The sequence below is a fragment of the Lentzea sp. NBC_00516 genome (genome assembly GCF_036346835.1).
GTDB classification, from domain to species: Bacteria; Actinomycetota; Actinomycetes; order Mycobacteriales; family Pseudonocardiaceae; genus Lentzea; species Lentzea sokolovensis.
Genome location: NZ_CP107840.1, coordinates 7,142,153 through 7,155,524, shown reverse-complemented (window position 1 = coordinate 7,155,524; position 13,372 = coordinate 7,142,153). Strand labels below are relative to the sequence as shown.

14 protein-coding genes, 2 tRNA genes and 1 pseudogene are annotated in these 13,372 nt (G+C 66.5%); 12 read left to right on the top strand and 5 right to left on the bottom strand.

The window, feature by feature from the left end:
* Positions 1-93 precede the first annotated feature (93 nt).
* The 7 genes and pseudogenes from OG205_RS32630 (at position 94) to OG205_RS32600 (ending at position 6,991) form a co-directional block, all read left to right on the top strand.
* Positions 94-627 carry a DUF721 domain-containing protein gene (locus OG205_RS32630; RefSeq protein WP_330271775.1) on the top strand — a complete coding sequence of 178 codons (534 nt, stop codon included), beginning with the start codon at positions 94-96 and terminating at the stop codon, positions 625-627.
* A 227-nt stretch (positions 628-854) separates the two neighbouring features.
* Positions 855-2,825: a DNA topoisomerase (ATP-hydrolyzing) subunit B gene (gene gyrB / locus OG205_RS32625; protein ID WP_330271774.1), complete on the top strand. Its 1,971-nt coding sequence runs from the start codon at positions 855-857 to the stop codon at positions 2,823-2,825.
* Between the two features lie 49 nt (positions 2,826-2,874).
* Positions 2,875-5,418, top strand: coding sequence for a DNA gyrase subunit A (gene gyrA / locus OG205_RS32620; protein ID WP_330271773.1), 2,544 nt, complete (start codon positions 2,875-2,877; stop codon positions 5,416-5,418).
* A gap of 442 nt (positions 5,419-5,860) precedes the next feature.
* Positions 5,861-6,475 carry a DUF3566 domain-containing protein gene (locus OG205_RS46830; protein ID WP_442916844.1) on the top strand — a complete coding sequence of 205 codons (615 nt, stop codon included), beginning with the start codon at positions 5,861-5,863 and terminating at the stop codon, positions 6,473-6,475.
* 74 nt (positions 6,476-6,549) lie between these two features.
* Positions 6,550-6,623: transfer RNA gene (locus OG205_RS32610), tRNA-Ile, on the top strand.
* Positions 6,624-6,758: 135 nt separating this feature from the next.
* Positions 6,759-6,878, top strand: a pseudogene (locus OG205_RS32605) (DLW-39 family protein); the annotation flags it as partial.
* Between the two features lie 40 nt (positions 6,879-6,918).
* Positions 6,919-6,991, top strand: a tRNA-Ala gene (locus tag OG205_RS32600).
* Positions 6,992-7,211: 220 nt separating this feature from the next.
* Here the strand turns inward: OG205_RS32600 and OG205_RS32595 are convergent.
* Positions 7,212-7,604, bottom strand: a complete 393-nt coding sequence (locus tag OG205_RS32595) for a DoxX family protein (RefSeq protein ID WP_330271771.1) — start codon at positions 7,602-7,604, stop codon at positions 7,212-7,214.
* Positions 7,605-7,714: 110 nt separating this feature from the next.
* Here OG205_RS32595 and OG205_RS32590 point away from each other — a divergent pair, with 110 nt between their 5' ends.
* Complete coding sequence (locus tag OG205_RS32590; protein WP_330271770.1) at positions 7,715-8,248, top strand: DUF2020 domain-containing protein; 534 nt, start codon at positions 7,715-7,717, stop codon at positions 8,246-8,248.
* Positions 8,249-8,254: 6 nt separating this feature from the next.
* Here the strand turns inward: OG205_RS32590 and OG205_RS32585 are convergent, their stop codons facing one another.
* The gene (locus OG205_RS32585; RefSeq protein ID WP_330271769.1) at positions 8,255-8,824 is read right to left on the bottom strand and encodes a hypothetical protein; all 570 of its coding nucleotides are present in this window, start codon (positions 8,822-8,824) and stop codon (positions 8,255-8,257) included.
* Positions 8,825-8,919: 95 nt separating this feature from the next.
* Here OG205_RS32585 and OG205_RS32580 point away from each other — a divergent pair, with 95 nt between their 5' ends.
* Positions 8,920-9,468, top strand: a complete 549-nt coding sequence (locus tag OG205_RS32580) for a peptidylprolyl isomerase (protein WP_330271768.1) — start codon at positions 8,920-8,922, stop codon at positions 9,466-9,468.
* Positions 9,465-10,382, top strand: coding sequence for a rhomboid family intramembrane serine protease (locus tag OG205_RS32575; RefSeq protein ID WP_330271767.1), 918 nt, complete (start codon positions 9,465-9,467; stop codon positions 10,380-10,382). The genes OG205_RS32580 and OG205_RS32575 overlap by 4 nt, the downstream gene beginning before the upstream one ends.
* A gap of 7 nt (positions 10,383-10,389) precedes the next feature.
* Here OG205_RS32575 and OG205_RS32570 read toward each other — a convergent pair whose 3' ends face one another.
* Positions 10,390-10,785 carry a PH domain-containing protein gene (locus OG205_RS32570; RefSeq protein ID WP_330271766.1) on the bottom strand — a complete coding sequence of 132 codons (396 nt, stop codon included), beginning with the start codon at positions 10,783-10,785 and terminating at the stop codon, positions 10,390-10,392.
* A 233-nt stretch (positions 10,786-11,018) separates the two neighbouring features.
* Positions 11,019-11,285, bottom strand: a complete 267-nt coding sequence (gene crgA / locus OG205_RS32565; RefSeq protein WP_030465604.1) for a cell division protein CrgA — start codon at positions 11,283-11,285, stop codon at positions 11,019-11,021.
* Positions 11,286-11,737: 452 nt separating this feature from the next.
* On the opposite strand from crgA, the gene OG205_RS32560 reads away from it, so the two are divergent.
* Positions 11,738-12,682 carry a class E sortase gene (locus OG205_RS32560; RefSeq protein ID WP_330271765.1) on the top strand — a complete coding sequence of 315 codons (945 nt, stop codon included), beginning with the start codon at positions 11,738-11,740 and terminating at the stop codon, positions 12,680-12,682.
* On the top strand, positions 12,682-12,837 hold the full coding sequence (locus OG205_RS32555) for a hypothetical protein (protein ID WP_330271764.1): 156 nt from the start codon (positions 12,682-12,684) through the stop codon (positions 12,835-12,837). Before OG205_RS32560 ends, OG205_RS32555 begins: the two co-directional genes overlap by 1 nt.
* Here the strand turns inward: OG205_RS32555 and OG205_RS32550 are convergent.
* On the bottom strand, positions 12,824-13,279 hold the full coding sequence (locus OG205_RS32550; protein ID WP_330271763.1) for a hypothetical protein: 456 nt from the start codon (positions 13,277-13,279) through the stop codon (positions 12,824-12,826). The two genes, OG205_RS32555 and OG205_RS32550, sit on opposite strands and share 14 nt — an antisense overlap.
* Positions 13,280-13,372: the final 93 nt, after the last annotated feature.

Below are 13,372 nucleotides of genomic sequence, written 5' to 3'. Positions count from 1 at the left end.
AAGCCCCCACATGTAGCTCGATCGGGTGTGTCCGCCCACACATCTGGGGACAAGTCTGTGGATGGTGTGGATAACTCCGTCACAAATCCGGACTTGTCCACAGGTTCATTCACACCTGAGGGTGAGTCGCTGAAGGGATCCGACCTCGCGAGGGCCGCCCTGGAGGCGGCGAAGGCGAGCGCGAAGGCCCGCGGACGGGTGCCGGGGAGCAAGTCGAAGGGCCGTCCGGCCGACCGTCGCCGGCGTCGCTGGTCGGGTGCGGGGCCGGATGACCGCGACCCTCAGCCGCTCGGGCGGATCGCGTCCAGGATCGCGGCGGACCGCGGCTGGGTCACGCAACTCCAGGGTGGCCAGGTCTTCGGTCGTTGGGCAAAATTGGTGGGCGAGGAAGTCGCCGAGCACGCGAAACCGATCGCGCTCAGTGACGGGGAACTGACGGTCCAGGCGTCGTCGACGGCGTGGGCCACTCAGCTGCGCCTTCTGCAGCGCGAGCTGATCAAACGGATCGCCGCGGGTGTCGGCAACGGCGTCGTCAAACGACTCAAGATCAAGGGACCGGACGCGCCCAGCTGGCGACACGGCCCCAGGCACGCGCCTGGGCGCGGCCCGCGTGACACCTACGGGTGAGGTCCTGTCAAGGGCTCAGCGGCGATTCTGCGGCTCAATGAGCGTTCACCTGCGGATTTGAACCCCCGTTTCAGCGGTCCTGACCCGTCTGATGGCGCTTGAGGCGCTCTGTGACCGAATCAAAGGTGTCCTTGGCCCCGTTCTGTCGGGGTGCACCGGTAGAATCACAGAAGCGTCACCCATCACCGTGCGGGTTCTGCCCGCATCAGCGAGGAGACTCCAGGCCCGTGTCAGCTAAGAAGAATGAGTACGGCGCGTCCTCGATCACCGTCCTCGAAGGCCTCGAGGCAGTGCGCAAGAGGCCGGGCATGTACATCGGCTCGACCGGCGAGCGCGGTCTGCACCACCTGGTCCAGGAGGTCGTGGACAACTCCGTCGACGAGGCGATGGCCGGTTACGCGACGAAGGTCGACGTCACCCTGCTGGCCAACGGCGGCGTCCGGGTGATCGACGACGGTCGTGGCATCCCGATCGACATGCACCCGGTCGAGAACGTGCCGACCGTCGAGGTCGTCATGACCAAGCTGCACGCGGGCGGCAAGTTCGACAGCGACTCCTACGCGGTGTCCGGCGGTCTGCACGGCGTCGGCATCTCCGTGGTGAACGCGCTGTCCACCGCCGTCGACCTCGAGATCAGGCGCCAGGGTCACGTCTGGACCCAGCGCTACGAGTCCTCCAAGCCCGCGCACGAGCTGCGCCAGGGCGAGGCGACCGACGAGACCGGCACCACGACCACGTTCTGGGCCGACCCGGAGATCTTCGAGACCACGACCTACAACGTCGAGACGATCGCGCGCCGCCTGCAGGAAATGGCGTTCCTCAACAAGGGGATCACCATCGTCCTGCGCGACGAGCGGGTCTCGGAGGAGGACGAGGAAGCCGACGCCGAGGGCCACCGGGCCGCGGTGAAGGAACGCGTCTACCACTACCCGGGTGGTCTGGAGGACTTCGTCCGCCACATCAACCACACGCGCGAAGCGGTGCACCAGAAGGTCATCGCGTTCGAGGCGAAGGGCGAGGACCTCGAGGTCGAGGTCGCGATGCAGTGGAACACCGGCTACACGGCCTCGGTCTACACGTTCGCGAACACGATCAACACGCACGAGGGCGGCACGCACGAAGAGGGCTTCCGCGCCGCGTTGACGCGCGTCGTCAACGAGTACGCGCGCGAGAAGAAGCTGCTCAAGGAGAAGGACACCAACCTCACCGGTGACGACATCCGCGAGGGTCTCGCCGCGATCATCTCGGTGAAGTTGAAGGAGCCCCAGTTCGAGGGCCAGACGAAGACCAAGCTGGGCAACAGCGAGGCCAAGTCGTTCGTGCAGAAGTCGACGAACGAGCACCTGGCCGACTGGTTCGAGCGGCACCCCAACGAGGCGAAGACGATCGTCACCAAGGCGGTCTCGTCGGCTCAGGCCCGCATGGCCGCGCGCAAGGCCCGTGAGCTGGTCCGCCGCAAGGGCGCGCTCGACATCGGCGGCCTGCCGGGCAAGCTGAAGGACTGCCGCTCCACCAACCCGGAGGAGTGCGAGCTCTACGTCGTAGAGGGTGACTCCGCCGGCGGCTCGGCCAAGGAAGGCCGGGACTCCATGTACCAGGCCATCCTGCCGATCCGCGGCAAGATCATCAACGTGGAGAAGGCGCGCATCGACCGCGTGCTGAAGAACAACGAGGTCCAGAGCATCATCACGGCTCTGGGCACGAGCATCCACGACGAGTTCGACCTGTCGAAGCTGCGCTATCACAAGATCATCATGATGGCGGACGCCGACGTCGACGGTCAGCACATCCGCACGCTGCTGCTGACGCTGCTGTTCCGCTTCATGCAGCCGCTCATCGAGCACGGCCACGTCTACCTCGCGCAGCCGCCGCTTTACAAGATCAAGTGGCAGCGCATCGAGCCGGAGTACGCCTACTCCGACCGCGAGCGCGACGGCCTGATCAGGGAAGGTCTCGCGGCGGGCAAGAAACTCGGCAAGGACGACAACATCCAGCGCTACAAGGGTCTCGGCGAAATGAACGCCGAGGAACTGTGGGAGACCACGATGGACCCCGCGAACCGGGTGCTCCTCCAGGTCACCATGGACGACGCCGCCACCGCCGACGAACTGTTCAGCGTGCTCATGGGTGAGGACGTCGAGGCGCGCCGCTCGTTCATCACGCGCAACGCCAAGGACGTGAAGTTCCTGGACGTCTGAGTCCGGTCCCTTCTAGACATCCACGGCTGGCGAAGAGGAAAGAAGAACCGTGACTGAGACGACCCTTCCGCCGGAGCACGACCGCACCGAGCCGGTCGACATCCAGCAGGAGATGCAGAACTCCTACATCGCGTACGCGATGAGCGTCATCGTCGGCCGAGCACTGCCGGACGTGCGCGACGGACTCAAGCCCGTCCACATCCGGGTGCTCTACTCGATGTTCGACTCGGGTTTCCGGCCGGACCGCGGCTACAACAAGTGCGCCCGCGTCGTCGGCGACGTGATGGGCAACTACCACCCGCACGGCGACTCGTCGATCTACGACGCGCTGGTGCGGCTCGCCCAGCCGTGGGCCTTGCGGTATCCGCTGATCGACGGCCAGGGCAACTTCGGCTCGCCGGGCAACGACCCGGCCGCCGCCATGCGCTACACCGAGTGCCGCCTCACCCCGCTGGCCATGCAGATGCTCGCGGACATCGAGGAAGAGACCGTCGACTTCCGCGACAACTACGACGGCCGCATCCAGGAGCCGACGGTCCTGCCGTCCCGCATCCCCAACCTGCTGATCAACGGCAGCTCGGGCATCGCGGTCGGCATGGCGACGAACATCCCGCCGCACAACCTCCGCGAGGTCGCGTCGGGCGTGGTGTGGGCGCTGGACAACTGGGAGGCCTCCGACGAGGAGACCCTCGAAGCCGTGATCGAGCGGATCAAGGGCCCGGACTTCCCGACGTACGGCCAGATCCTCGGCAACTCGGGCATCCAGGACGCGTACCGCACCGGCCGCGGCTCGGTGAAGATGCGCGCGGTCATCGAGGTCGACGAGGACGCCAAGGGCCGCACGATCCTGGTCGTCACCGAGCTGCCGTACCAGGTGAACCCGGACAACCTCGTCGAGAACATCGCCGCGCTCGTGCGCGACGCGAAGCTCACCGGTATCTCGAACATCGCGGACGAGTCGAACAGCCGCCGCGGCATGCGCATCGTGGTCACGCTCAAGCGCGACGCGGTGGCGAAGGTCGTGCTGAACAACCTCTACAAGCACACCCAGCTGCAGTACTCGTTCGGCGTGAACATGCTGGCGCTGGTCGACGGCGTGCCGCGCACCCTGCGGCTCGACCAGATGATCCGCCACTACGTGAAGCACCAGATCGATGTCATCATCAGGCGGACCAGGTTCCGCCTGCGCAAGGCCGAGGAGCGCGCGCACGTGTTGCGCGGCCTGGTCAAGGCGCTCGACCACCTCGACGAGGTCATCGCGTTGATCCGCCGGTCGCAGACGCCGGACATCGCGCGCACGGGCCTGATGGACCTGCTCGCCGTCGACGAGATCCAGGCGAACGCGATCCTGGAGATGCAGCTGCGCCGCCTGGCCGCCCTGGAGCGCCAGAAGATCATCGACCAGTTGGCCGAGATCGAGATCGAGATCGCGGACCTCAAGGACATCCTCGCGAAGCCGGAGCGCCAGCGCACCATCGTGCGCGAAGAGCTCATGGCCATCGTGGACAAGCACGGCGACGACCGCCGCACGCAGATCATCCCGTTCGACGGCGACGTGTCCATGGAGGACCTGATCGCGGTCGAGGACGTGGTCGTCACGATCACGCGCACCGGCTACGCGAAGCGCACCAAGACCGACCTCTACCGGGCGCAGAAGCGCGGCGGCAAGGGCGTTCAGGGCGCGCAGCTCAAGCAGGACGACATCGTCGCGCACTTCTTCGTGTGCTCGACGCACGACTGGATCCTGTTCTTCACGAACAAGGGCCGTGTGTACCGCACGAAGGCGTACGAACTGCCTGAGGCGAACCGCAACGCCCGTGGCCAGCACGTCGCGAACCTCCTCGCGTTCCAGCCGGAGGAGGAGATCGCGCAGGTCATCCAGATCCCGAACTACCTCGTGTCGCCGTACCTGGTGCTCGCCACTCGCAAGGGTCTGGTGAAGAAGTCGAAGCTCTCCGACTTCGATTCCAACCGATCGGGTGGACTTATCGGCATCAACCTGCGCGAGGACGACGAGCTGGTCGGAGCGGTGCTCTGCTCGGCCGACGACGACCTGCTCATGGTCTCCGCCGACGGCCAGTCGATCCGCTTCCACGCGACCGACGACGTGCTGCGCCCCATGGGTCGCGCCACGTCAGGTGTGCAGGGCATGCGGTTCAACGCCGATGACGAGCTGCTTTCCGTCGGCGTCGTCCAAGAGGGCCTGTTCGTTTTGGTCGCGACGGACGGTGGGTACTCGAAGCGAACGCCGATCGAGGACTACCCGGTCCAGGGCCGTGGCGGCAAGGGTGTGCTGACCATTCAGCACGACCGCCGACGTGGCAGGCTGGTGGGCGCGCTCATCGTCGACGTTGACGACGAGCTCTACGCCATCACCTCGACGGGCGGGGTCATCCGGACCCGAGCCGAGCAGGTGCGCAAGGCTGGACGGCAGACGAAGGGCGTGCGGCTGATGAACCTCGGCGAGAGCACCACTTTGATCGCCGTCGCACGCAACGCGGATGAGCCCAGCGACGTCACTATCAGTGAAGCGTCTGCTGCGGAGGATTCTGCCGCCGACCTGGCAGCCACCCCCACCGACTCGGCTGAGTAGTCGGAATCGCTAGCGAGAGGTCAAGGACAAGCTCGTGACTCCACCCGAGAACCGCGAAGGTCGGGACGCGGACAAGACCGCGGTGATCACCAAACCGACTCCCCAGAAAACTGCGGAGAAGGCGGACTCGACCGCTTCGGCGGCCTCCGGTTCCTCGGGTGGAAACGCGCAGGACAAGACCAAGCCGGTGTCGGCGGAGAAGGCGGCCGAGGCCGCCACTCCCGCCGCACCCGCCAAGGAGAAGGCTCAGGAGAAGCCGGCCGCACCGGCCGCGACTCCTGCTCCGGCTCCCGCCGCGACTCCGGCCCCGGCACCTGCTCCCGCACCGTCTGCTCCGGTAGAGGAGAAGACGGTCTCGCTCGGCACCACGGCACCCGCGGCTCCGGCCGCGCCCGTCGCCGACGAGCCGGTCGTCGTCTCGGCACCGCCACCCTGGCAGCGAGTGACGAACGACACGGAGGCCTCGCAGCACGACGCGACGGAGACGTACGTGGCGCCGTCCGCACCGCCCACTCCGTCGGCCGCCGAACCGTCGCCGGCCTTCCCGGTCACGGACCCGGACACCGTCAAGGTGCAGAAGCCCGTGGTCACGGGCTCGGCCGTGCCGGTGGGCCTGGGCAGCAGCCGCACGTCGGTGAACATGGGCAACAGCGCCCGCCCCGCGGCGTCCACCCCGTCGGCCCGCCGCCCCGGCCGCGGCCCGCGCCGCGCCTCGCTCCAGGTGAAGCGCGTCGACCCGTGGTCGGTGCTCAAGCTCGCCCTGGTGCTCGGCGTCGCGTTGTTCTTCGTCTGGCTCGTGGCAGTCGGCGTGCTCTACGGCGTGCTGCACGGCATGGGCGTCTGGGACAAGATCAACAGCACCGCGAACGACCTGCTCCAGGCCAACGAGCCGGGCGAACCGCTGATCAGTGCCGGTCGCGTGTTCGGCGTCTCGGCGATCATCGGCGCGGTCAACATCGTGCTGTTCACGGCCCTCGCAACCGTGGGCGCGTTCGTCTACAACGTGTCCGCGGATCTGGCCGGTGGCTTGGAGTTGACGCTCTCCGAGCGTGAGTGACCCCCGATTTGGGAGCGGCGAGGACGATCCTGTAAGGTTCTCCTCGTCGCCCCGAGGGGTGACAGTTTGATCGAGGGCCTATAGCTCAGGCGGTTAGAGCGCTTCACTGATAATGAAGAGGTCGGAGGTTCAAGTCCTCCTAGGCCCACTCGATTCGAAACTTCTCTCGAATCACTATCTCGATTCTGTCCGGACGTTGAGTTCCGGAGCCCCGGCCGAAGACCCAAGAAGCCTGTAGGCTGGTCCGGTAGTCGGGGCATAACTGTCTTTGGAGGGGTTCAGAGTGGCTAAGAAGATCATCGCACTCGTCGTGGTCGCCGGTGCGGTCCTGTTCTTCGTTAAGCGCAGCCGTTCGGCGAAGGCCGACGCGGACCTGTGGCGCGAGGCCACCGCTCCCACCGACTGATCTTTGCTCTGACGGGCGGTTCGCCGCCCCCAGGCTTGGGGACGTAGCTCAATTGGCAGAGCACCGCCTTTGCAAGGCGGGGGTTAGGGGTTCGATTCCCCTCGTCTCCACGTATGGATGGCTCGTGCTCGCAAAGAGCGCGAGCCTTTTACGTTCCGAGTGCTTTCTGGGGGCCGAGCCCCCAGGCCCCACGCCGGAGACAAGCCCCGGACCCCGGACCCCGGCCGCCGCGCCTCCGGCGTCGACAGGCCCAATCTCAGTAGTTCGCTTAGTGCTGATGCCCCGCTCGCGACGCTGCGAACGGGGCATCAGTGCATTCCGCGCATCACATCACGCCGCGGTGAGTGACTTCTTCGGCGACTTGCGCAGCGTGTCGATGCTCCAGGCACCGGCACCTGTGAACGCCAGCAACAGGAACGCCCACGAGTAGACGGCCGCGAGTTCGCCGCCGTTCTCGATCGGCAGCAGTCCCTTCGGCTGGTGCACCACGAAGTAGGCGTAGGCCATGGCGCCGGAGCTGAGCAGCGCCGCCCAGCGGGTCCACAGGCCGACGAGGATCAGGCCGCCACCGATCAGTTCGATGAGAGCCATCGGGCCGGCGGGCCAGGACAGCAGCTCGACTCCCTTGGACAGCTTCTGCACCCCGTGGAACACGAAGAACAGTCCGATGACGATGCGGAAGAGTGCGACAGCGTGCTCTCGTCGTTGCTCCAGGAACTCCATGAGCGGTGTCCTTCCAAAGGCGCGGGGCAAGGGGCAGGGCACAAAAGGTATGGACCAATTTAGAGTGTCCCGCTTGAGGCGCTTTAGGTATCTGGTTGACTGTTGCCCCTATGAAACGAGCACTGTTGCTGCCCCTGCTCGGCCTGCTCGCCGCCTGTGGCCCAGATGTCGTCCCCAGCAAGCCGGTGCCCGCGCCCCAGAACCAGCAGGCCCCCGCCACGACCAGCGCGGCTGCGACGGTGCCGCCCGCGCCCAAGCCCGCGAATGAAGGCACCTGCCCGTACCTGGCGACCAGTTTCGTCGCGCAGGCCAACGGACAGCTTGTACCCAGAGTGAAACTGTCAACGGACGAGCCTCACCCAGCGTGTTTTTTTTACGCGAACGCAACTGAGATTCAGTTGACCGTGCGCGTGTACGTGGGTGACGAAAAGGTCGCCAAGCTCATCGTGAACGACGCGGCGCCGGACGGTTCACAGCCCGCGAACTCGCCCACCGGCTGGACCGGAGGGTACGTGAACAACGACAGCGGCGTCGTCTACGCCGTAGCGAAGAGCGACGCCGCTGTGGTCGTCACAAGCAATCAGAAGCAGTCCATCAAGGCCCGCCGCATCGCCGAAGAAGCGATCAAGGGCCTCAAGCTCTGATTCGAACTACCTGATCGGCTCCTTCTGCGAAGGCACCTGCCCGTTGAGGACGGGCTCCGCGTGCGGGGCCTGCTCCTCGTCGTCCTGCAGATGCACTTCCTGCGGCCGGCGCGTCATCGCGACGTAGCCAGCCGCCGCGGCCGCGATCAGGAGACCGAGCACCCACGGCCAGCGGCGACGCTTCGGCGCGTCCGCACCGAGCTGGGCCGCGGCCTTGCGGATCTCCTTCGCACGCACCTTCGCGTCCTTGCGCGCGCCCTTCGCCGCCTTCTTCACTTCCTTGCGCACGACCTCGGCTTTGCCCATGAGGTCGGAGCGCGTCTTCGCGCTCTTCTTCGCGAGGCGCTTGCGAGAGCGACGCGTCTGCTTCTCCCAGTCCTCGGCCTTGCCCATGAGCGTGTCAGCCCGCTCGACGAGTGCGCCGCGAACCTGGTCGGCCGTGATGCCACGCTCAGCGAGCTTGGCTTCAGCGGTGTGACCAGCGCGAACGACACCCTGACGCGCGGCCTTCAGACCGGTGCCGACAGCCTTGCCAACGTTCTCGCCGGCACGGGTCATGACGTCCACCTCGTCCATCCTCTGCTCCACACGTTGTCGTCCGGTGATTGTCACAGGGGTACCCATCGTGCCCCTTTCTGAACATCTCCGCCCGTGGATGGCACGATGGGGTGGTGGCTGACAGCAACGAATCCTTCGTCGGGACCAAGGTGACGGCGACCCTGCACACCACGCAGGGCGACATCCGCATCAACCTGTTCCCCGACCACGCCCCCAAGACGGTGGCGAACTTCGTGACTCTCGCCGAGGGCACGAAGACCTACACCGAGGCGAACGCGAGTGGTACGAACTCGGGCCCGTTCTACGACGGCACCCTGTTCCACCGCGTCATCGCGGGCTTCATGCTCCAGACCGGTGACCCGACCGGCACCGGACGCGGTGGCCCCGGCTACCGCTTCGGCGACGAGTTCCACCCCGAACTCCAGTTCAACAAGCCCTACCTGCTCGCGATGGCGAACGCCGGACCCAACACCAACGGCTCGCAGTTCTTCGTGACCGTGGCGCCGACGACGTGGCTGAACTTCAAGCACACGATCTTCGGTGAGGTCGCGGACCAGGAGTCGCGCGACGTCGTCGACGCGATCGGCGGCACCACGACCGGTGCGGGCGACCGTCCGGTCAACGACATCAAGATCGAGCGGATCACGATCGAACGCGCGTGAGCAACGCCCCCGTGCCACCGGACGGGCCGATCGGAGCGCAGCCGGAGACCCCGGTCTGCGTGCGTCATTCCGATCGGCCCACCCGGCTGCGCTGCACCAGGTGCGACCGTCCGGCGTGCCCGGACTGTCTGCGCGACGCCTCGGTCGGCATGCAGTGCGTCGACTGCGTGAACGAAGGCGCCCGCACGGTCCGCCAAGCCCGCACGTCCGCGGGCGCGGTGGTCTCGACCGGCCGGCCGATCATCACGCAGGTGATGATCGCGCTCAACGTGCTGGCGTACGTCGTCACGGTCTTCCAGTCCGGCAGCCCGATGAACAACCAGCGCGCAGGGCTGTTCACGGCGACGTCGATGATCCCGGAACTCACCGCCAACGGTGAGTGGTGGCGCATCCTCACGTCGGGCTTCATGCACTTCGGCCTGATCCACCTCGCTCTCAACATGGCCGCGCTCTTCGTGGTGGGCCCTGTCGTAGAGCAGGAGCTGGGCAAGCTGCGGTACAGCGCCGTGTACTTCCTGTCGCTGCTCGGCGGCAGTGCGGCGGCGTTCTACTTCGGCACCGTCTGCCAGCAGCTCGCCGGCGCGTCCGGCGCGGTGTTCGGCCTGATGGGCGCCTTGCTGATCGTGTTCAAGCGGCAGAAGCGGGACATCTCGACGATCGTCGTGATCGTCGGCATCAACCTGGTGTCGAACCTCTTCACCAACGCCTCGCTGCTCGGGCACCTCGGCGGGTTCGTCATCGGCGGCCTGCTGACGCTCGCGATGGTCAAAGCACCGCAGAAGAACCGCAACCTGTACCAGATCGGTGCGGTCGCGGTGGCGCTGCTGTTGCTCGGCGGCATGTTCGCGTTGCGCGCCGCCGAACTCGACACGGCGGCCGAACTCGTCCTGGAGTACGCCAGGACGTGCCGCTAGAACCGATTCACGGCCGCAGTGCGTGGAGCACTCCGGCGACTTCTTCGGGATCGGCGCCGAGGTCCACTCTCGTGAGCACCACGAGACGGTCGTCGGCGTCGAGTTCCAAAGTCTGCTGTTCCCTGCCGAGCCGGCGGGTGGTCTGCAGCTTGACCTTCACCTCGTGCCACGGCAGCCGCGTCGTGCTCGCGAACCCGCGCACGGCCAAGCCGTCGACGTCCGCGGTGAGCCTCGGCCGCGCGATCGTCGCGAACGCCGCGAGGTAGGTGACCAGCAGCGTTGCCAGTCCGATGAGGAGACGGCCCGCGTTGTCGTCGACGGTCAGTGCCGCGACGGCAAGGGCGATGGCGACCACCCACGCGACGGCGACCAGCGGGGCGGGAGTGGACCAGGTACGAGTCACACTGTCGAGTGTCCCGCATGAAATGTGGACAACTGAACGGGTCCGCATGAGGGAAAACCGTCGCTTGTGCATTTTGGTGCAAAGTTGTCCACAGGACTTGTCCCCAATGGGGATGACTTACAGCTGTGTGCTTCGGTGACGCTCGGATGAACCAGGTGAACGCGACGCGAACAAAGGTCGGCCCGGACGTGTGACGTCCGGGCCGACCTGTACGAACAGTGAGCTGCGGGCGCCTAGCGCCAGCGCATCGTCATCAGCAGGCCGATGATCATCAGCGCGAAGCCGATCGCGAAGTTCCACGCGCCCAGCTCGAGCATGAACGGGATCTTCTCGGCGGCGATGTAGTTGACGACCAGCCACGCGAGGCCCAGCAGCATGAAGCCGAGCATGACAACGACGTAGACCGGGTGAGACGGCCCCGCTGCCTTGACCTTGACCGGCGTGCGGCGGTCAGTGGGTGCGGTGTAGACCGCCTTCTTCCGGACCTTCGACTTGGGCATGCTGTCCTCGCCTGACGTGGATATCCGTGAGTGACGCGAGTTTACGTGCACTACTCAGGAGACACGTTAACGTAGCGGCGGTGGTCAGCGAACCATCCTTGTAGACGCAGTTGTTTTCAGTTCACAGTGCGCGCGGAGGTTCTCAGGTGAACTCGGGACCGCAGCAGCCGCCACCACGGCGTCCTGCACCCCGTCGTGATGACCTTCAGCACCCGCGGGCCACTCCAGCTCCCCGACCGCTGCCTCCGCCGGAAGCAACCCAGTTCACCAGCGCCTTCTCCGGAAGCCTGCCTCCGAACGGCCAGGCGCAGCACCGTCAGAGCCCGCCCCCGTGGACCCCGCCGCCGGGCACTCCCGTGCGCGGAATCCCGGTGCCGGGCCGTCCCGGTCCGCCTCCCGGAACGCCGCCCGTGCCGCCTGGAACGCCACCGCGGGGAATGCCTCCGCGCCCGATGCCGCCGCGTCCCCGCCCGGTCGATCCGCCCACCGAGGTGATCCCGCGCGTCGAGGACGATTACGACGACTACGGCGATGACGAGTACTACGACGACGAGCCCGCGGCCAAGGACGCGTTGCCGCCGGACAGCATGGCGCGCAAAACAGTGCGCGGCGTCGGCGAAGCCCTCATCACGATGGGCCTGATCGTCCTGCTGTTCGTCGTCTACGAGGTCTACGTGACCGACCTGCTCTCCGCGGAGAAGCAGCAGGACGCGACCGCCGCACTCGACTCCGAATGGGACTCGAACGTCGTCACGCCCCCGCCCGCCGACCCGAACCGCCAGTCGAAGCTCAACCTCATCGAGGGCAAGGCCTTCGCGAAGATGTACATCCCGGTCTTCGGCAACGACTGGAAGTTCTCCGTGGTCGAGGGCACCACCGACAAGCACCTCGAAATCGGCCCCGGCCACTACAAGGACACCGCCCAGCCAGGCGAGGCCGGCAACTTCTCCATCGCCGGCCACCGCGTCGGCAAGGGCGCGCCGTTCAACGACCTGGACCTGCTCGAATCCTGCAACGCGGTCGTCGTCCAGACCCAGACCCAGTGGTTCGTCTACCGCGTACTGCCGATGAGCAGCGAGGTAGCCGGCTGGGCCACGAACCCGAAGGCGAAGGAAGCCGCCTGCACCGGCGTGGCACCGCTCTCCACGACGCTGGGCGACGCCTACTCCAAGACAGTCGGCCAGGAGATCGTCGTCCCCACGCAGGGCGAGGTCATCGCCCCGATCCCGCACCAGGTGGGCGCCGCGGTCCCGGCCGACAAACAGGCCCGCCTGCTCACGCTCACGACCTGCCACCCGCGCTTCTCCGACAAGCAGCGCCTGATCGTGCACGCCATCGAGACCAAGAGCTACCCGGTGGCCGACGGCTTCGTGCCGCCCGAGATGACGGAGGGCTGATGTACGGCTGGATCTGGCGGCACCTGCCGGGCCCGCTGTTCCTGCGGGTCATCGAGGCCGTCGTGCTGGTCGTCGGCATCATCGGGCTGCTGATGTTCGTGGTGTTCCCATGGGCGGAACCGAAGCTGCCGTTCAACAACGTCACCACCCAGTGAGCTGCTTCTCGGCGATTCGCAGGTACTCGCGGACATAGCCGCGGAACGGCTCCGGGTCGTACTCGTAGGTGTTCAACGCCGCGTAGACCCCGTCGTTCTCGTCGTTCACCTTGATGGTGATCCGCCAGGTGGCGTTCTTCCACTCGGCGCGGGGTGCACCGGCGAGGATCTTCACGGCGGTTTCGCGGCCGAGGAACCAGTCGGCCTCCTCCTCGGTCATCAGCACGATGTCGAGTTCGGCGAGCACCTGTCTGACCAGCGCGGTGGCGTCGCTCTGCTCCAGACGGGTCGGTGACTCGCCGGCGAGTTCCTGCAGTGCGGGGGAGTCGAGACCGGCGATCAACAGGTCGCACGCGAGCCACACGACCTGTTCCGGGTCGATCGTGTTGTCGGCTTGGTTCACGTTGAGGCGCAGCAGGCGGTCGCGCAGGTCAGGGCTCACTCGCCCAGTGTCCGGCCCGGCGCGACCGAAATAAGTGAAACCGCCACCGCGCCCACACGCGATGGCGGCTTCATCGGGGAACGGCGGTCAGCC